The sequence below is a fragment of the Occallatibacter sp. genome, assembly GCF_049582745.1.
GTDB lineage: Bacteria > Acidobacteriota > Terriglobia > Terriglobales > Acidobacteriaceae > Telmatobacter.
The window spans coordinates 96,051-114,267 of sequence record NZ_JBAUUO010000148.1 but is presented as its reverse complement, the minus strand read 5'-3'; the positions used below and the strand labels follow the sequence as shown (position 1 = coordinate 114,267).

The 18,217-nt window shown below is 57.9% G+C and carries 15 protein-coding genes; 7 read left to right on the top strand and 8 right to left on the bottom strand.

Translation table 11 applies throughout. From position 1 onward, the window contains the following. The first annotated feature begins 81 nt into the window (after nt 1-81). The 4 genes from proC (at nt 82) to WCA10_RS21410 (ending at nt 4,167) form a co-directional block, all read left to right on the top strand. Nucleotides 82-936, top strand: a complete 855-nt coding sequence (gene proC, locus WCA10_RS21425) for a pyrroline-5-carboxylate reductase (RefSeq protein WP_472824568.1) — start codon at nt 82-84, stop codon at nt 934-936. A gap of 23 nt (nt 937-959) precedes the next feature. Continuing rightward, the gene (locus WCA10_RS21420; protein ID WP_472824567.1) at nt 960-1,190 is read left to right on the top strand and encodes a hypothetical protein; all 231 of its coding nucleotides are present in this window, start codon (nt 960-962) and stop codon (nt 1,188-1,190) included. A gap of 77 nt (nt 1,191-1,267) precedes the next feature. Beyond that, a complete protein-coding gene (locus tag WCA10_RS21415) occupies nt 1,268-2,350 on the top strand; it encodes an acyltransferase family protein (protein ID WP_472824566.1) in 1,083 nt (360 codons plus the stop codon). Nucleotides 2,351-2,379: 29 nt separating this feature from the next. Further along, on the top strand, nt 2,380-4,167 hold the full coding sequence (locus tag WCA10_RS21410) for a VWA domain-containing protein (protein ID WP_472824565.1): 1,788 nt from the start codon (nt 2,380-2,382) through the stop codon (nt 4,165-4,167). A 658-nt stretch (nt 4,168-4,825) separates the two neighbouring features. Here WCA10_RS21410 and WCA10_RS21405 read toward each other — a convergent pair. The 7 genes from WCA10_RS21405 to WCA10_RS21375 all read right to left on the bottom strand — a co-directional run bounded on the left by WCA10_RS21405 (nt 4,826) and on the right by WCA10_RS21375 (nt 13,570). Further along, a complete protein-coding gene (locus WCA10_RS21405; RefSeq protein WP_472824564.1) occupies nt 4,826-6,397 on the bottom strand; it encodes a carboxylesterase/lipase family protein in 1,572 nt (523 codons plus the stop codon). 102 nt (nt 6,398-6,499) lie between these two features. Then, complete coding sequence (locus tag WCA10_RS21400; RefSeq protein ID WP_472824563.1) at nt 6,500-7,849, bottom strand: diaminopimelate decarboxylase family protein; 1,350 nt, start codon at nt 7,847-7,849, stop codon at nt 6,500-6,502. 111 nt (nt 7,850-7,960) lie between these two features. Next, a complete protein-coding gene (locus tag WCA10_RS21395) occupies nt 7,961-8,794 on the bottom strand; it encodes an alpha/beta fold hydrolase (protein WP_472824562.1) in 834 nt (277 codons plus the stop codon). Continuing rightward, the gene (locus WCA10_RS21390; RefSeq protein WP_472824561.1) at nt 8,791-9,162 is read right to left on the bottom strand and encodes a PspC domain-containing protein; all 372 of its coding nucleotides are present in this window, start codon (nt 9,160-9,162) and stop codon (nt 8,791-8,793) included. Before WCA10_RS21390 ends, WCA10_RS21395 begins: the two co-directional genes overlap by 4 nt. A gap of 113 nt (nt 9,163-9,275) precedes the next feature. Beyond that, nucleotides 9,276-10,463 (bottom strand): tetratricopeptide repeat protein, encoded by a 1,188-nt coding sequence (locus WCA10_RS21385; RefSeq protein ID WP_472824560.1) that lies wholly within the window; start codon nt 10,461-10,463, stop codon nt 9,276-9,278. Nucleotides 10,464-10,574: 111 nt separating this feature from the next. Beyond that, nucleotides 10,575-13,232 carry an ADOP family duplicated permease gene (locus tag WCA10_RS21380; protein ID WP_472824559.1) on the bottom strand — a complete coding sequence of 886 codons (2,658 nt, stop codon included), beginning with the start codon at nt 13,230-13,232 and terminating at the stop codon, nt 10,575-10,577. Continuing rightward, nucleotides 13,229-13,570 (bottom strand): PadR family transcriptional regulator, encoded by a 342-nt coding sequence (locus tag WCA10_RS21375; protein WP_472824558.1) that lies wholly within the window; start codon nt 13,568-13,570, stop codon nt 13,229-13,231. The genes WCA10_RS21380 and WCA10_RS21375 overlap by 4 nt, the downstream gene beginning before the upstream one ends. Before the next feature lie 140 nt (nt 13,571-13,710). Here WCA10_RS21375 and WCA10_RS21370 point away from each other — a divergent pair, with 140 nt between their 5' ends. From WCA10_RS21370 to WCA10_RS21360, 3 genes are all read left to right on the top strand, one after another. Then, nucleotides 13,711-15,153 carry a RapZ C-terminal domain-containing protein gene (locus WCA10_RS21370; protein ID WP_472824557.1) on the top strand — a complete coding sequence of 481 codons (1,443 nt, stop codon included), beginning with the start codon at nt 13,711-13,713 and terminating at the stop codon, nt 15,151-15,153. Nucleotides 15,154-15,158: 5 nt separating this feature from the next. Continuing rightward, nucleotides 15,159-15,890, top strand: coding sequence for a nucleotidyltransferase family protein (locus tag WCA10_RS21365; RefSeq protein ID WP_472824587.1), 732 nt, complete (start codon nt 15,159-15,161; stop codon nt 15,888-15,890). A gap of 116 nt (nt 15,891-16,006) precedes the next feature. Then, on the top strand, nt 16,007-16,978 hold the full coding sequence (locus WCA10_RS21360) for a deoxyhypusine synthase family protein (RefSeq protein ID WP_472824556.1): 972 nt from the start codon (nt 16,007-16,009) through the stop codon (nt 16,976-16,978). Between the two features lie 510 nt (nt 16,979-17,488). Here the strand turns inward: WCA10_RS21360 and WCA10_RS21355 are convergent. Further along, nucleotides 17,489-17,989: a GAF domain-containing protein gene (locus WCA10_RS21355; RefSeq protein WP_472824555.1), complete on the bottom strand. Its 501-nt coding sequence runs from the start codon at nt 17,987-17,989 to the stop codon at nt 17,489-17,491. Nucleotides 17,990-18,217: the final 228 nt, after the last annotated feature.

The following is an 18,217-nucleotide window of genomic DNA, read 5'->3' as shown; positions in this document are numbered from 1 at the left end:
CTTTTCGAGCCACCTGCCCTGCAGGCTTCCCGCAACGTTTATCCTTGAACCTGAAGATCATTTCTACCTCAAAGGAACATCATGGCGGAAATAGCCGTTGAGTCCACCGCAGTACCCGCGCAACTGCCCGATCTGCACGTCGCTGTTCTTGGTGCGGGCAAAATGGGCGGTATTCTGCTCCAGGCCTTTCTCAAGCAGAATCTCTTTGCCGCGGACCAGATCCACGCTACTGTCGCCCACGCCGAGAAGGCCGTCGCGCGCGCCGCGCAGTGGGGTGTCGATGTCGCAACGGACAACCTCGCAGCCGCGCAACAGGCTGACCTGATCCTGATCGGCGTCAAGCCCTTCCAGGTTCCTGACCTGATTGCCGAAATCAAGCCCGCGCTCACAACTGCCAAGACGATCGTCTCCTTCGCTGCTTCAGTGAAGACGCGCGCCATTGAGGATGCCGCCGGCATCGAAATCCCCGTCATCCGCGCCATGCCCAATACGCCTTCCGCCCTCGGCGCCGGCATTGCCGGCCTCTGCCGCGGCCGTTTCGTCAAGGCTGAGCAGATGAACCTGGCGCAGCGCATCTTCGAAACCGTAGGCCGCTCCGTCATCGTCGACGAGAAACATATGGACGCCGTCACCGGCCTCTCCGCCTCCGGCCCTGCCTACATCTACATCGTCATTGAGGCCCTCGCCGAAGCCGGCGTAAAGGTCGGCCTGCCCCGAGACACGGCAACGCAACTCGCTGCGCAGACCGTCTACGGCGCGGGAAAAATGGTGCTCGAAACCGGCTATCACCCGGCATTGCTCAAAGACGAAGTGACCACCCCCGCTGGCTGTACCGTCGACGGCATCCTGGAATTGGAAGAAGGCGGTCTCCGGGTCACGTTGATCAAAGCCGTGATGCGCGCGACGGAAAGAGCTAAGCAGTTGGCTGCGGGATAACAATTACTGCGGGAGCATTAAGAATGAGCATGAAGATTGATTCGCCTCTGATTATTGTTTTCGAGAATGACGGCGAGATTCAGACGCACCTTTATCCGAGCGAATTGACCTACAAGGAATACGCGGTGCACATTGCAGCTCTCGTGCGCCATGTAGCGAAAGCGTTCAAGGTTCTGGAAAATGACGTTTGGGAAGCAGTAGATGAAGAGCGTGATCACCCGACAACACCCGTTTCAGAGGTGAAACTCAACTAACGACATAGAGGCGGCGATCTAAGTCCTGACTCTGCGAATTGGAGTTCCTCTATCGACTGAACTTTTAACCTTCAACCTTGCCCACCCAACGCCCATCCTGGCTGCCGTCCTACATCCCCGAACTTCAGGGACTGCGCGGCATCGCCGTCCTCGCCGTCCTTCTCTACCACTGCCACCCGCGCTTCGCCGGCACATGGTTCTATCCCGCATCGCTTTGGGGCTGGACAGGCGTCAACCTCTTCTTCGTGCTCTCCGGCTTCCTCATCACCTCCATCCTGCTTGAATCCCGCCTCAAGCCGCACTACTTCCGCAACTTCTACGGACGGCGCGCCCTCCGCATCTGGCCTGTATACGTGCTGGTCCTGCTTGTCTGCTATCTGAATGCCCCGTGGTTCATCGGCCCTACTGTCTGGGTCGCGATCCGGACAGCACCCTGGTGGGCGTACCTGTTGTTCCTGCAGAATCTTTTTCATCTCGCGTTGCCACCGGCCATCGGCCCCACCTGGTCGCTGGCGATCGAGGAGCAGTACTACTTTCTCTGGGCGCCAGTCGTGCGCCTGCTGCGAGCACCGTGGCTGCTTGCCGGCGTCCTCTCGAGTTTTCTGATCGGCGCGCCGCTCTTCAGGATGAGTCACTTCTCCTGGATCACACCGACGCACACGCTTACGCACATCGACGGCATCGCGATGGGCAGCCTGCTTTCGCTGGGCCTCTACACGCTGCCGATCGGTCGCCGCGTCTGGCTCGCCATCGGCCTCATCGCCATGCCCGTCGGCTTCATTGCTGCCGCCACCATCGCCGGCGGCACCGCGTTTCTCGATACCGCGCTCACCACGCTTTTCGGCGGCGCCGTGCTGTCGTCGATCGCCTCCACAGGTGCCCGGAATCCCTTGAATGCAATCCTGCGCCGCGGCCCGCTCGCCTACTACGGACGCATCAGCTATGGCCTCTACATGACCCACATCATGGTCTTTGTCTACTTCGGCTGGTTCGACGCCCGCATGGATCATCTCGGTCTGCTGGGCAGCATGGCCGTCGTCGCTTTTCGCCTCGTCGCTACAACCCTGGTCGCGACGGCGCTTTGGTACGGCTTTGAATCCAGAATCCTGCGCCTCAAGCGATTTTTTGAGAACAAATCCCGCCAAAACCCGTCAGGATAGATAAGCAGCTTCCCCGCTGAGGTCCTCCGATGCACGTTGCCCAATTGGCAGGCGCTTTGTTTGTCAGCGGTTTGGCAATGGCAGTCCACGCACAATCAGCCGCTCCGACGGCAAGCTCCAGGCCGAAGTCGTCCGACAAGTTCCAGCAGGAGACCATATTCAGGACCACCAGTTTCTCGGTGCTGGTCGATGTGGTTGTCACCAACGAGGGCGTTGCGGTCCATGGGATCGATCCCAGGCAATTCCACATCTACGAGAACGGCCGCGAACAACAGATCAGCTTCTTCGACGAGCATCAGCCGCATTCGGGCGTCGAGCCAGCTGCTCCGAAACACACGCTGCCGCCGCATTACTACAACAACGTGCCGAACCATGCCCCAGGCAGCGCGATCAATGTGCTCCTGCTTGACGGCCTCAATACTCCGGTGATGGATCAGGCGTATGTACGCAAGCAGATGATTGCCTACGTCAAAATCATCGCACCGGGAACAACTCTCGCGATCTTCACGATGGCATCGCGGTTGCGCATGGTGCAGGGATTCACATCCAGCATCGACGACCTGACCAAGGCGCTTGAAAGTACCAGTACTCTTCCGAACAAATCCGTGGGAATCGACACAAGCGCCGGCAATGCCTTCGATTCCGCGATTGGAAACCTGGGTATCATGCATGCGCCGGCGGATGACGTCGCGCTCATTCAGCAATTTGAATCCGAAGTCAGTCCTGCGCAGACCGACCGGCGCATCCAGCTCACGCTCCAAGCGATGCAACTGCTTGCGCGCTATCTCAGCGCGGTTCCGGGTCGCAAGAACCTGATCTGGTTCTCCGGCTCGTTCCCCATTGCACTCGGCCCGGATCCGGGAAATCAATCCTTGCAGAACGTGCGGAGCTATGCGGAGCAAGTCAGCGCAACCAGCGATCTTCTCTCCGCAGCACGCATTGCCGTCTACCCGGTAGATGCTCGAGGCATCATGTCTCTTCCCGGCTTCGACGCCGCAAACAACGGCCTTAGTACTTCTAACGGAGGACCAGGATTCGCCAGGATGAACGCTACAGCCATGAGCGGCGACGCAAATTCGCATTTCTCCATGGAACAAATCGCACACGACACGGGCGGAAGGGCGTTCTTCAACACAAACGGCTTTCGAGCTGCGATTGCCAGTGCGATTCAAAACGGCGAGAGCTACTACACGATCGGTTATGTTCCCCGGTCGAAGAAGTTCAATGGAGACTTCCGCAAAATCAAGGTGAAGCTCGACAACAGCAAGTACGACCTTGAATACCGCACCGGGTACTATGCCGATCCTCCCGACAAGCCGGGCTCGCTTTTGTTCAACCAGGCAAGCTTGATGACCGAGGCAACCCTGAACGGTGCGCCGCTTTCGACACAGGTTCTCTTTCAGACACGCATACTGCCGGCGACAGATCCCGAATTCAAGGAAGCCCATTTCCCCGCAGGTCCAGCTGGCGATTTGTCCGCCGCGCTGAAGGGTTCCCCACACCGCTACATCGTGGATCTGGCCGTCGATCCGCACACGGTGATCTTCGATTCATCCGCGGACGCAACGCGAACGGGTTCCATCGAATTTACGCTGGTCGCATACGACTCCGACGGCAAGCGCTTGAACTTTATCGACCGCGCCATAAAACTTGCGCTCAATCCAAATCAGTATGCGCAAATTCTCAAGACCGGAATTCCCGTGAGGATGGCGCTCGACCTTCCCAACGGGGAGCAGTCGCTCCGGATCGCCGTGCACGACATGATTGGCGTCCGCGTAGGCTCCCTGGAAATTCCGCTGACGGTCGGCAGCAAGTAAGTATCCCCCGGCAAAGCCCACTGGGACCTCAAGAAGGATCAAGCCGAATCAGAGAAGCCCCCATCCGCGCACATGCTTCAGCAGGATCGCCCAAATCACAAAGCGAATGAGGGCAAATATCCCCGCTGTCGTCCAGGAGAAAGAGGAAAAAAGAACGCTGACTGTGATAAGGGCAACAATCGTGCAGTTGGGGGAGTATCGTGGACGACTCGGCACCTACCCGAATCTCGTCAAGTCTCTTTTTCTTGGATCGCCCGCAGGAGCTTGATTTCAAAGGCAAAACTCTTTGGCTGGATTTGCAGGTAATTTCCGCTGAATGTTGCACAATGAGATTGTCTGACTTCGATGCGCGGAGCCGGAAGGATGAGTCCAAACTTCATCAGCAACCCAGTTGTTTTCCAACTCGCCCAGTCGAGCAGACAAGCGTCGCTATAAGTCTTTTCACAAGAAATATTTGCGGCTAAACCTTTTGAAAAGAAATATATCGTGCAATGTTCCGGCCGTAACCCTCTGAAAACATCGAACTTCTTCCCAGAGATGGGGTGGGGGAGGGGGTACCTGCACACACAACGATGGGTGCGGAACCCCAGGTCTCGACGAGGAGACCTGGGAAAGCCGTCCCGATTGCCCAACCGAAAGCCGCTTCGTGAGAGTAGCTCTAGAAACGCATCGACGGAATGCCCTTCAGCAGGAACAGATATCGGTCGCGCGTCGTGTCGGGTCCGGACGTAATCGGACTGTTCAGATGGATGAGCGAATTGTCCGTCGTATCGTACTTCGGCCAAACCGGCACGCCTGTTCCATTGGGATCGCCCGTTTTGGCAAAGTTCGTCCAGTAGGTCATCATCGCCTCGCTCAGTTGCCGATCCTCCGGCCGCACCGTCTCGCCCGGACGCGTATCCAGCGTCCCGAACACATACTCGATATCGTCGGAGTGGAAAGCGAACGTTCCCGGATGATACTTGCTCGGCAACGCAGCCAGTTCGAAGTGATACCGGTACACCGGCGCGTCGCCTGTCTTGCGCTGCGCCTCCACCCACTTCCAGGTCCCGAATGCGATGAACTGATCGCTGCCGAAATCGACCGCCGACCGCAGCGCCTGCGCATCCGTGTCACCGGGATACAGTTTCAAAAACTCCTCTGCCCGATCGCCGAACTGCTTGGTCGCCAACTCCTTCCACTGCGCCGTCGTCATGCCCCGCATGGCCATGAAGCTGCCCTCATCCGCATTCCAGCCCGCGAGCAGAGGAACATGCGCCTGCTTGCCCGCAGCATAAGTGTCGGGAACAGGCTCGGTCAGGAACTTTCCATCCACCACCGGAGCAAAGCCCGTCGCGCCCTTTGTCTTCGCGGCATCGAGTATCTTGTCCGTCGGCATCGCGCGCAGTTCGGCAAGATTCGTTACACCCAGTGTCGCCACCCATTTGCCGTCAATCGCAGCCCGCTCCGTAACGCTCTGTCCGCCAAGATTCAATGCACTCGGAAACGCCGCGCCGCTTTCGCCGATCGCCTTGGCGAACAGTCCCTGCGCCATCGGCGAAGCCATCAGCGTGCTCACCGCAAACGATCCCGCGCTCTCGCCGAAGATCGTCACATTACTCGGGTCGCCGCCAAATGCGCCGATGTTACTCTTCACCCACTGCAACGCGGCCACCATGTCCAACAGCCCGTAGTTGCCCGCGACGCCGTTATTCTCCTTCGCCAGTTCATCTGTGACGAGGAACCCGAAAACGCCAAGCCGATAGTTGATTGTGACCAGCACCACGCCCTTCAACGGCAGAAAGTTGCCGTTGTGCCGGGGCTCCGAACTTGCGCCGCCCGAGTAGCCGCCGCCATGAATCCAGAACATCACCGGCAGCTTCGCGCCCTTCTTCGCATCGGCAGACGTATAGACATTCAGGAAAAGGCAGTCTTCACTCTGCCCCGCGTCCTGAAACACCATGTCCTCAAATACGCGACCCTGCGCGCAGTGCGCACCGAATTTGGTCGCATCCCGCTCGCCCTTCCATTTCGCGGGCGGCTCCGGAGCCTTCCAGCGCAGATCACCCACCGGCGGCGCAGCATACGGCAGCCCCAGAAACGCGCGCACCTTGCCGTCGTTGACCGTCTTCCCGGCAACCTTGCCCAGCTCCGTCTTCACCTTCAACGGATCAGCATTCCCATTCGCTGCCAGTCCCATCAACAGCCCCGTCACCGCCAAGGCACACAACGCCTGCGTACGAAAAAACATAGCAAATTCCTCCGCGAGATACCTTATCAGGACGGGCTAAACCTTGCAGTAGTTTCAGCGCGTGCTCGGCATCACATGTTGCATCGCATGAACGAACCTTGCTTACGAAAGCACTTCCGTCGCCAGCAGATCTCTCATCTCCTCGCGCCTGCGAATGAGCCGATGCTTCTTCCCTTCTACCAGCACTTCCGCTGGCCGAAAGCGCGAATTGTAATTCGAACTCTGCGCCATGCCGTAAGCTCCCGCATCGAGCAGCGCCAACAGATCGCCCGCTTCGACAGGCTTCAACATCCGGTCGCGCGCAAAAAAATCTCCCGTCTCGCAAACAGGCCCGACAACATCCACACCCCGCGCCTTGCCGGCACGTGGCTTGACGGGAACGATCTCGTGATACGCCAGGTACAGCGCCGGCCGAATCAGATCGTTCATCGCCGCATCGGTAATCACAAACGTCTTCTTCCCATTCTTCTTCACGTTCAGCACGCGCGTCACCAGCGCCCCAGCCTGCGCCACGATAAAACGTCCCGGCTCAATCAGCAGCCTGCAGTCAAAGCCTGCCAACGCCTTCTCGATCACCGACCCGTACTCCTGCACCTTCGCCGCCGGATCGGCTCCATCCGTTCCACCGTGATACCGGGGTCCCCGGCGACGGGCGGGTGCCCCCTGGGCGGTCGCTGGGGTGGAGTGATAATCGATGCCCAATCCACCGCCCGCATCCAAAACCTTCAGCACAATTCCCTCACGTCTCAGTTGTTGCGCAAGCTTGCTCACGCGCTCGACAGCCGCGCCAAACGGCTCTGCCGACCGAATCTGCGACCCAATATGCACGCTGATCCCATGCGGCTCCAGCCACTTGTTGCGCGCCGCCGCACGATAGATTTCCGCCGCCTTGCGAATGTCGATCCCGAACTTGTGCTCCCGCAAGCCCGTCGAAATGTACGGATGCGTCTCCGCAAATACATCGGGATTCACCCGCAACGCGAATCGCGCTCTGTTCTTCAACTTCCGCGCGCGCATCGCCAGCAACTCCAGCTCTGCCTCGCTCTCCACATTGAACTCAAGAATGTCCACTTCCAGCGCGCGGTCGATTTCCGGCGCCGTCTTTCCAACCCCGGAAAACACAACGCGCCCAACCGCCTCAGGCGCTGCCACGATCACCCGTTCCAGCTCCCCGCCCGAAACAATGTCGAATCCGGCCCCGCGATCCGCCAAGAGTTTCAAGATCGCCAGCGACGAATTCGCCTTCACCGCATAGCACACAAGGTGCTCGCGTCCCACAAACGCCCGCTGAAACATCTCCAGCCGCTCCAGAATCTGCCTCGCCGAATACACGTACAGCGGAGTTCCATATTTCCTCGCAAGCGTCTTCAGCGAAACCCCGTCGCAATGCAATGCGGTGCCCGCGTCGTTACGCTGAAAAGGACGAAGAAGATTTGGCAAATTAGGATTCAAGATAGGCTTCCATGGTCCGAACGAGATGCTTTGAGCCTATCGCATCTGCATTGGCACACTCTCGCAATTCCAATCCGGCAATTGCGTCGCTTCTCTTTCGGGGCAACACCGCTAGAACTCAAACTGCTGAAGCCACGGCGCAAGCAATGCTGCCACTTTATCCGGCTGCTCGTAGGCCGCAAAATGCCCAGCGTCTGCCAGCAGGTGAAATTCGCATCCACCTTCAGCCACCTCAAACACTCGCATCTCCGCATCGGTGATTCCCGGATCTTCCCCACCGCAGATCGCCAGAATAGGCGCGTCGATTTCACGGACATCCGGCACAGAATCCGGTCGTGTCGCCAGACCGGCCTGTGTCGCGATCAGCGCCTCCGGAGTCAGTGTCATCCGCGCTCTCAGCTCCGGCACAATCTCTGGCCGCCGCTTTCGCGCACTCGCACCGATCAGCGTCTGCGGGTTCCCGTCGAATACGCCAGCAGTCCCCTCGCGCCGCACCTTCGCAATCGTCTCCACCCGCTTTGCCAGGTTCGCCTCCGCATCCGCCTGCGGCTTCGAGCAGACCATCGCCAATCCTCGCATCCGCAACGGAGCCCTGCGCCAAAGTTCCAGCATCACGTATCCGCCGATCGAGCAGCCCACAAACACCGCCTCAGACAGGGCAAGATGATCCATCAGCGCCAGCACATCCGTCGCCAGCTGTCCCATGCTCAGCACGGGAGCATCCGGCACGCGTGCGAATCCCCCAACCGGCAAATCCGCTCCCAGTTCCGAGGCGCCATGGCCTCGGAAATCCGGCACAATCGCGCGCACCTCACCCAGTTCCGCAATCATCGGGCGCCAGTAAACATGGTCCAGAGGTGTGGGATGGAGAAAGATGACCGGCAGACCGGCACCCGTTTCCCAATAGTTCAGTCTTGCCCCGTGCGAATCGTACGTCTTGCTCATACGCTGGGAGGATAACCGCCCGGCGTACTCGGCGGATAGCTTCCCGGTGGATAAGCTCCCGGCGGATAGGTCCCCGGCATCGCAATTGGCTCCTCGGGAATCCCGATCCAGCCCGCAAGGTACGCAACTCCCACCAGCCCGCTGGTAAACAGGAAGCCGACTACCGTCAGAATGCGGACCAGCATCACATCCCATCCATTAGCCTGTGCCACGCCGATGCATACTCCGGCAATCTGGCGCCCCACGATCGGCCGCACCAGCGACCTGCCTGACAGCGGAGGAGCAGCCGTCACCACATTCCCGCAATTCGAGCAGAATCTTGCACTCGGCGGTAACGAGGTTCCACAACGTTGACAGTAGAAGGGCATGACCAACCTCCGGGGAATCGCACTTCGATTCCACAATAACATTACGCAAACTTACCTTGGTCGGTTCCAAACTGGCCCTGTCAACCCTCTGACCCAGCCCGGTTAAGCCCCACCTAATTGCCATGATATGGCGACTTAAGACGCTTGCGCGCAGTATCGGCCCTCGACGTATTCGGCCCCGCCGCAATGGCTGCCTGGTAATCCTTTACTGCTGCCGCCCTGTCGCCGAGCACATCATTGCATTCCCCCGCCCCGAGCAGGGTCCGCACCTTCAGCTCCGGACCCACTCCGTTTGAGGATGCCGCCAGCTCGTAAGCATGCGACGCCTCAGCATAATGCCGCTGGCCGCGCAGAGCATCGCCCAGTCCGAAGTAAGTTAGCTCCAGCTTCGCATCGGCAAAGTAACCGGGCTTTTCGCTGTCCGCCACGATCTCCTCGTAAGCATGCACTGCCGCCATCCCTTCGCCGGCATCCTTACGCAGATTCGCTTCTTCCAGGCAGAAGAGATAGTCCCGCGGATACTGCTGCTTCAGGCTGCGCACCACTTCAATGGCTTCTTTGTATTTCCCCTCACGACGGAGAAACAGAGCGATCACCGTTCGCGCTTCGACATTATTGGTCAGACCGCGATGTGCGTCATCCCGCAACATCTCCATACCCTTCGACTTCGATCCGGTAATTCCAATGAAGCCGATCAAGAACTTGAAAGGCAGCGGCAAAGCGCCCACAACGTATTGGTACACGCCCACCACGAGTTCGGCATCCAGGTAGTCCGGATCGAGTTCGAGAACACGCGCACAGTCGTCCTTAGCCTTTGAAGCCAGCCGAAACGCGGCGCCAAAACCACGCTCCACCATCGCGACATACGTGCATCGCAAACTCCGCGCCCATCCCCGCGCGTACAACGCATCCACATCGTTGGGATTCTTGCGTACACGCAAGTCCGCTTCGCGAATGGCTTCATCGGCGAGCGCAAAAATGCGGTCCCGTGTCTTCGGATCCTCATCGGTGGCATGTTTACCAGTCAGGAATCCATCGTTGGCATAGAACGTTGTATCCAGCAGATCTTCGCGATAAAGCTCCTGAAACACCACGGCATTCAGCAAGAGAGCCGCCGCCTGAGGATCGCCGGGGTGCGCCTCGTGAAAGCGCTCAAACCGCTCAACCGCGGCCGGATAATCCAGCAAATAGAAGTAGTGGTATGCCTCTCGCACCTGCGGGTCGAGGTTCTCAGGATTGGTATGGACATTGGCATCCGCCCGGCTCGTAGCCGCCACGCTCAGGAGCACAGCAACTGCCACTAGCCTCTCCAGCCATTTCCCTGTCCTCAACCTGGCCTCTTTCAATGCATCCCCGCATATTCACGCTGGAGGCAGAACAGATCAAGTTTATCGGACGGGACTCGCCATGGATTACTCCTCGCGCAACAGCACCAGGGGATTCACGGATAATGCGCGTTGCGCCGGAATCCACGTCGCCACCAGGCCGAGGAACGCCATTGCAAGCACTACCCCCGCCAACACGACCGGATCGCGCGGGGTAGCTTGGTACACGATGAACGACAACACCTTTGTAGCGAGCAATCCAAACACCAGCCCTATCGCGGAACCTATCGTCAGTAGTCTCACTGCCCGACCGAGCGCCGCCGAAAGCAGCTCTTTGCGCTGCGCCCCCAGCGCCACACGAATTCCCAACTCCTTGAGCCGCTTGCTCACCGAATACGCGGCCATCCCGAAGATCCCGGTGATGGAAAGCATCGCGCCCATCATACCCAGAACCCCAAGCGCCATCGTCGCCACCCGAGAAGGAAATAGAACGGTCTCCAACAATCTTTGCCACGTCTGGATGTCGGCGGGCAGCCCTGCATCCAATTCACGGATCTTATTCCTCATGGCCGTTGCCAGTTGCTGCGGATCGCGGGCCGAGCGAACGACAAGATAGGCTGAACTGATTGGCGCTTTCAGAAACGGAAGAAACATCGCCGGCTGCTGATCTTCCGTGAGAACCTGGTACTTACCATCCTCGACAACCCCAACCACCTGCACCCGGGTCCCATCTTGCAACTTGTAATTTCTGCCGATTCCATTGTTGACCGATCCAAATATCCTTTCGGCAAAATTGCGATTGATGACGGCGATCGTCGGGGCGTCCTTGTCGTCAGCCCACGAGAGACTCCTCCCCGCCAGCAAACTTGTGCCGGCCGCTTCGAAGTATCCGGGCGATACATCATAGCGGTAAGGCATACATGCTGCATTCGACGGCTTCAGATCGCTGGTCTCCTGCTTGAACGCACTCACCCTGGTACCGGCGGTATATACCAGCGGAGGGTAGCCGTTTACCAGTCCCACCGCTTGCACACCGGGAATGGTCCGCATCGCATCGATCATGCGTCTTTGCATCTGGGGAACCATGTCGCCGCTGTAGCCGGCCGTCGCCAGGTTCACGCCCGCCAGCATCGTATTGCGCGGCTCAAAACCCAGATTGCTGTGCAACGAGCGCACCAGGCCACGCACCGCAACCAGTGAGGATGTGACGAGAACCGCACAAATTGCAATCTGGACCGACAGCAACACGTCCCGCACCGTGACGCGCCGCCCCATCTTCGCGCTCGATCCGGCCTTCACGATTTCATAGGGATTGGCTTGCATTACCTGGCGTACGGGAACAATGCCGAAGAGGAGTCCGCTCGCCACGGCCACAACGAGGGCGAACCAGTAGAGCTTTGCGTCTGGAGAAACGGGCAGATGAATCGGAGCCCCGGTAATCGGTTCCCACACGCTCAGCCAGCGTAACAACACCTGGGCGCCCAGCAGCCCTGCGCTGCCGCCTGCGAGTGAAATCAATATCGCTTCGGTCAAAAGCTGCCGAAGGATCCGATTCCGGCTCGAACCTAGCGCCAGGCGCAACGCCACTTCCCGGGAGCGGTCGGCAGCGCGCGCGGCAAACAGACTGCCCAGGTTCGCGCATGCAGCCAGCAGAATCAAGGCGGCCAACAGCGTCAAACCAGCCACGAATGCGTGCACTCCAGAGCTGAATGATGTCAGGCCAACCTTGGAGATTACCGTGCTTTTGTGGGCAATCTGTTTGGGATAGGTTTTCTCCAGGTACGCGCTCACAGCATCCACATCGGCCATAGCTTGCGCCGGAGTCACTCCCGGCTTCAGGTGTCCAAATGTCTCAAAAAGCCCGCCTGTATTGCTGCGCTCGTTTGGATCTCCTCCTCCTCCCAACTGCTCCTGATTGACGATCGGTATAAAGAAATCGGGAGAGATAAACATCAGAGATCCCCGGAACCCAGGCTCTGCGACACCAATGACGGTGTATGGATGCTTGTTCAGCAGCACTGCACGGCCAGCCACGTCTCGATCGTCGTGAAAACGGCTGTGCCAATACGCCCATGTGAGCACCACATACGGAGCGCTGTTCGTACCGTGCAGATCGGAGGCGTGGAAGAATCGGCCAATATACGGACGAACGCGCAGCACGTCGAAGTAATTGCCCGTCGTCGCAAAGCCGTTTGATACTGTTGCATCCTTGCCCGTGTCGAGAGCTACGCCCAGCGCAAAGTTAAATGCTGCCAGTTCCTCGAAGCTGCGGTTACGATCCCGTAGATCGAGATAGTTTGGATATGACTGCCACGTCGGATTATTTCCGTATTGGGTTCCGTACAGACTTTCCGACTGAGGCACATTCAGTGGTCGCAGAATCAATCCATCCATAACCCCAAAAACAACTGCGTTCGCGCCAATTGCGAGCGCAAGCGTCACGACGGCGGCAAACGTAAATCCTGGGGATTTGCGCAAGATGCGCAAAGCAAATCGCACGTCCGCCAGAAAGGCGCCAACAAAGTTCCCTCCCAGCGCGTGGTGAATCTCCTCCTTGTATTTCTCACGCCCGCCAAGCTCGATGCGTGCGCACCGCTCTGCCTCCGGACGATTCATGCCGGTCCGCTCCAGATCATCGGCGCGATGTGCCACGTGCGACCGGAGTTCTTCTTCGACCTCTGCATTCATTTCAGAACGCTGAAACAGATTCGCAATTTGAAAACGAAACCACTGGAGAAACCTCATACTTCCTCCGGACGTGCTCCCAACGCTGATGCCATCGCCACGGCGAGCCGATTCCAACCGTCCTGCTCCTCGCGCAGCCGTTTGCGCCCCGTCGCGGTGATCTCGTAAAACTTCGCGCGACGATTGTTTTCCGACGTTCCCCAGTTCGCCTTCAGCAATCCCTGACGCAGTAATCGGAACAGCGCAGGATACAGCGCTCCCTGCTCTACCAGCAGCGCCTGACCCGTGATCTGTCCGATCCGCAATAAAACTCCATACCCGTGCAGCGGCCCCAGCGAGACAGCCTTCAAGATGAGCAGATCCAGTGTGCCGGGTAATAGCTGTGCCTGATCGTTCACTGTCCCTCCTAATATGGTTAGGAGAGTAGCTTCGCTTCTCCTAAGCTGTCAAGGAGAAAGAAAAGCGCGGTCGATACTTCCCGGTCCGACTCTGTGCGTTATCTTTAGAGTGCAACCGCGATCTGAGCGAAATCACAACGATGGAAGTTCTTAAACAACTCTACGAACAGCATTTCCGGTCACCCGCCGACCGCATTGTGCCGCTGCAGGGACAACTCGGCGGTTCGGGCCGGACCATTGTCCGTCTCGTCGGAACGGCCGGGAGCGCCATCGGCATTGTTTATCCGGTTCGCGAAGAGAATGTAGCCTTCCTTGAGTTTTCCCGCCACTTCCACGAACATGGGCTGCCGGTGCCGGAAATCTATGCTGAGGATCTGCCTCGCAACGCCTACATCGAGGAAGATCTTGGGGACATCACGTTGTTTGATTTCCTCAGCACACATCGCACCGGCGAGGTCATTGCGACTGCCGCGTTCGACGCCTACCGAAAAGTCGTTGCTACCTTGCCGCGCTTTCAAGTGGAGGCTGGACGCGATCTGAACTACAGGGTCTGCTACCCGCGTTCCAGCTTCGATCGCCAGTCGATTGCCTGGGACCTGAACTACTTCAAGTACTACTTTCTCCGTCTAGCCGGAATCCCTTTCAACGAGCAAGCCCTCGAGAACGACTTCAACCGGCTCACCAAGCTTCTGCTCGCTGCTCCGCACGACTACTTCCTCTATCGCGATTTCCAATCGCGCAATGTAATGCTCCGCGATCAACAGCCGTACTTCCTCGACTTCCAGGGAGGCCGCAAAGGCGCACTCCAATATGACATCGCTTCTCTTCTCTACGATGGAAAGGCAGACCTGCCTCCCGCATTGCGACAGGAACTCCTTGATCATTACCTCGACAGCTTGTCGGGATTCATTCCGGTCGATCGCGGCGCGTTCATGGAGCACTACTATGCTTACGTTTACGTCCGTATCATGCAGGCCCTGGGAGCTTACGGCTTTCGTGGCTTCTACGAGCGTAAACCCCACTTCCTGCAAAGCGTTCCCTATGCCCTCAAGAACCTCCGCTGGCTCGCTCACAATGTGAAGTTGCCAATAGCGCTGCCTGCGCTTATGGACGCGTTTCAGGGCATGCTCTCGTCTGAGAAGCTTCAACAACTCGCGCCCAGCGCAACCAGCCTTACAGTCAGGATCTTCAGTTTTTCGTTCCATCACCGGATGCCGACCGATGATTCAGGAAACGGCGGTGGATTCGTTTTTGATGCGCGCAGCCTCCCGAATCCAGGGCGGGAAGAACGCTTCAAGCAACTTACCGGCAGGGATTCTGCTGTCATCGACTACCTCAACCAGCAGGAAAGCGTGCAGCAATACTTCACGCACGCGCAGACGCTCGTCGATGCGAGCGTATCCGCATATCAACACCGTGGTTTTGCAAACCTGATGGTCTCCTTCGGCTGCACGGGAGGACAGCACCGGTCGGTGTTTCTTGCGGAACAGCTCGCACGACACCTTCGTTCAACCAGCGGGGTCGAGGTGGTGGTACGCCACATCGAACTTGAGAAGAACTTCCCGGATAAGGTAACGCCGTGAAGGCAATGGTGCTCGCTGCGGGCCTTGGCACACGTCTGCGCCCGTTGACCAATGACCGTCCCAAGGCCCTCGTTGAAGTTGCCGGACGCACGCTTCTTGAACTTACACTGGCGAGACTTCGCGCCTTCGGCATTCGCGACGTCATCGTCAATGCGCATCACTTCGCGGACATGATCGCCGCTTACCTCCGAAGCCACGAAGACTTCGGCATGCATATCGAGATATCCCGCGAGGACGCGCTTCTCGATACTGGCGGCGGAATCAAAAGGGCTGCGTCCTTCTTTCGCGATTCCGACGAGCCATTTCTCGTACACAACGTCGACGTTCTCAGCACCATCGACTTCAATCAGATGCTCCAGTTCCACCAGGAGCGCAATGCCCTTGCAACTCTTGCGGTTCAGAACCGCTCGACGTCGCGTTATCTCCTTTTCGACGAGAACGACCAGCTTTGTGGCCGTCGCGCAGGCTTGTCTGGCGAACCCGAAATGGCCCGCCCAGCGAGGGCGACGCAGGCGCTTGCCTTCTGCGGGATTCACATCCTTTCTCCGCGCATTTTCTCGGTCATGCACGAAGATGGCGCCTTCTCCGTAATCCCTCTTTATCTGCGACTCGCTGAACAAAATGAAGCTGTGCTGGCCTACCGAGCAGACCAGTACTATTGGCGCGATTTGGGCCGCCTCGAGCATATCGAGAGAGCAGCGCTTGAGATTCAAGAAGGCGACTATCGTGTGAAATAACGTTGCGAATCGATAGATCGTCTCGCCGGAATCACTGCGTGCCCCGTGCAGGTTTGCGTTCATCGAGCGCTGGTTTTGCTGTGTTAGCGTAGGAAACGGGAGAAACAAAAAGCAAAATGTCAGCAATTTCGACGTTCATCAAGCATCACTATCGTCATTTCAATTCCGCGGCATTGGTTGATGCTGCGGAGGCTTACAAGGCACACCTGGCGTCGGCTGGAAAGATGTTTATGACCATCGCCGGAGCCATGAGCACCGCGGAACTGGGGTTGTCATTGGCGGAGATGATCCGGCAGGACAAGGTGCATGGCATCTGCTGCACGGGAGCGAATCTCGAAGAGGATGTGTTCAACCTGGTGGCGCATGACTTCTACGAGCGCGTTCCTCACTATCGCGATCTGACCCCCGCAGATGAAGCTGCGCTGCTGAGCCGGCACATGAACCGCGTGACCGATACCTGCATTCCAGAGATGGAGGCGATGCGGCGGATCGAGAACGAGGTGCTGAAGGAGTGGGTGCGCGCGGACAAGGCGGGCGAGCGCTACTTTCCCCACCAGTTCATGTACAAGATTCTGCTCTCCGGCGATCTGAAGGTTTCGTACCAGATTGACCCGAAGAACAGCTGGCTGCTGGCGGCCGCAGAAAAAAATCTACCCATGTTTGTGCCGGGGTGGGAGGACGCGACGCTGGGGAATATGTATGCCGGCCATTGCATCACAGGGGATGTGAAGAAGGTGCACACGGTGCGGACGGGCATCGAATACATGATGGAACTGGCGGAGTGGTACACGGAAACGACGAAGACGGCGCCGCTGGGATTCTTCCAGATTGGCGGCGGCATCGCCGGCGATTTCCCGATCTGCGTGGTGCCGATGCTGCACCAGGATCTGCAGCGCGAGCATGTGCCGCTGTGGGCGTACTTCTGCCAGATTTCGGACTCGACGACGAGCTACGGGTCATATTCAGGAGCCGTGCCGAACGAGAAGATCACCTGGGGCAAGCTGGGCGAGAAGACGCCGAAGTTCATCGTCGAAAGCGATGCTTCGATCGTGGCGCCCTTGATGTTCGCGTACGTACTGGGGTGGTAGAAAAGCAGTTTTCGGTTATCGGTTATCAGCGAGCCGCCCGAGAGGGCGGCTTTTCTGGTTTTGCATCGAGGAGAAACTGCTCCTTGCGACCGAAGACAAGGGTGATTCTGGGTGGTACCCCTCCCCCATCTCAGTTAAGAAAGTCTCTACTTCCAATGGCTAACGGAAGACCGAGTTTTGCAAAGTCCTGCAAACAAAGTGATTTAGACACAGAGTCTCCTGAGCATTGGACTTAGGGCGCCTTTTTGAACCGATGCACCGTTTCACATGCCGATTGTTGAGTGAGAAGGACGAACTGAAAGCCAAGTGCAGGAGCTTAACAGCCTGTGAAACTGTGGTGAGCACGGCGACAAGAAAAAGAGTCGAGGTCGCCTGAATAGTTTCATCGTAGGCTTACCGGCGAAATAACCTGCAAAAATGGGCAAACTTTTTGGCGATTGTTTTGAGGAATTTGGACGGCAGCGATGTAAAGCGAGACTTGACATCGATTTGCTCAAGCGCAGCGGCGCCTCAGTTGGACCTGGATGGTTCCCGAAGAGCCAGTTCCTGCTCCGCGAGTCCGGCGAGGTCTTTGAGCAACTGCCGGTCTTCGGCAGTGAATGCCCTGGGCTTTTTATCGAAGACGCAGAATGTGCCCATTTTGAAGCCGTTCACGTTCAAGGAGCAGCCGGCATAAAAGCGGATCTTCGGATCGCCGACGACTACGGGATTGTCGTGAAATCGCTCGTCCTTGAGCGCATTGTCGACATACAGAATCTCGTCGAAGAGGATGGCGTGGGCGCAAAACGAGATGTCCCGCGAGGTCTGACAAAGGCTGAGGCCCTGGATCGATTTGAACCACTGCCGCTGGTCGTCGATCATGCTGATGGTGGAATACGGGACGTTGAACACCCGCTTGGCGAGTCGCGTGAGACGGTCGTAGCGCTCTTCAGGCGCGGTATCGAGGATGTCGAGGGCGTGGAGGGCTGCGATTCTGCTGGACTCGTTGGCTGGGATGGCCGGTGTCTGCATGTCGGGGCTCCGGGGAGATGTGTTGAACCAGACTCAATGGAGCATAGCGCAGGCGGGGACGAAGTTCTACGGTAAAACCAGAGTTGGTTTGTTCTGTCGAATGTTCATTTTCGATCGCGGTTTTCGAAAGCGGACGTGTCGAACGGAACCGGACATATCTCCTCCGCGTACCATCAGTGGTTTAGCCGCTGATTTTCTGGCTGGAGAATTGCCTTCCCTTTTGTTGGA

Bases quoted from the DNA above. Each gene is read 5' to 3' on its own strand.
- WCA10_RS21395 (WP_472824562.1), bottom strand. From the start codon at position 8,794: ATGAGCAAGACGTACGATTCGCACGGGGCAAGACTGAACTATTGGGAA.
- WCA10_RS21370 (WP_472824557.1), top strand. From the start codon at position 13,711: ATGGAAGTTCTTAAACAACTCTACGAACAGCATTTCCGGTCACCCGCC.
- WCA10_RS21410 (WP_472824565.1), top strand. From the start codon at position 2,380: ATGCACGTTGCCCAATTGGCAGGCGCTTTGTTTGTCAGCGGTTTGGCA.
- WCA10_RS21365 (WP_472824587.1), top strand. From the start codon at position 15,159: ATGGTGCTCGCTGCGGGCCTTGGCACACGTCTGCGCCCGTTGACCAAT.
- WCA10_RS21390 (WP_472824561.1), bottom strand. From the start codon at position 9,162: ATGCCCTTCTACTGTCAACGTTGTGGAACCTCGTTACCGCCGAGTGCA.
- WCA10_RS21380 (WP_472824559.1), bottom strand. From the start codon at position 13,232: ATGAGGTTTCTCCAGTGGTTTCGTTTTCAAATTGCGAATCTGTTTCAG.
- WCA10_RS21355 (WP_472824555.1), bottom strand. From the start codon at position 17,989: ATGCAGACACCGGCCATCCCAGCCAACGAGTCCAGCAGAATCGCAGCC.
- WCA10_RS21420 (WP_472824567.1), top strand. From the start codon at position 960: ATGAGCATGAAGATTGATTCGCCTCTGATTATTGTTTTCGAGAATGAC.
- WCA10_RS21405 (WP_472824564.1), bottom strand. From the start codon at position 6,397: ATGTTTTTTCGTACGCAGGCGTTGTGTGCCTTGGCGGTGACGGGGCTG.
- WCA10_RS21360 (WP_472824556.1), top strand. From the start codon at position 16,007: ATGTCAGCAATTTCGACGTTCATCAAGCATCACTATCGTCATTTCAAT.
- proC (WP_472824568.1), top strand. From the start codon at position 82: ATGGCGGAAATAGCCGTTGAGTCCACCGCAGTACCCGCGCAACTGCCC.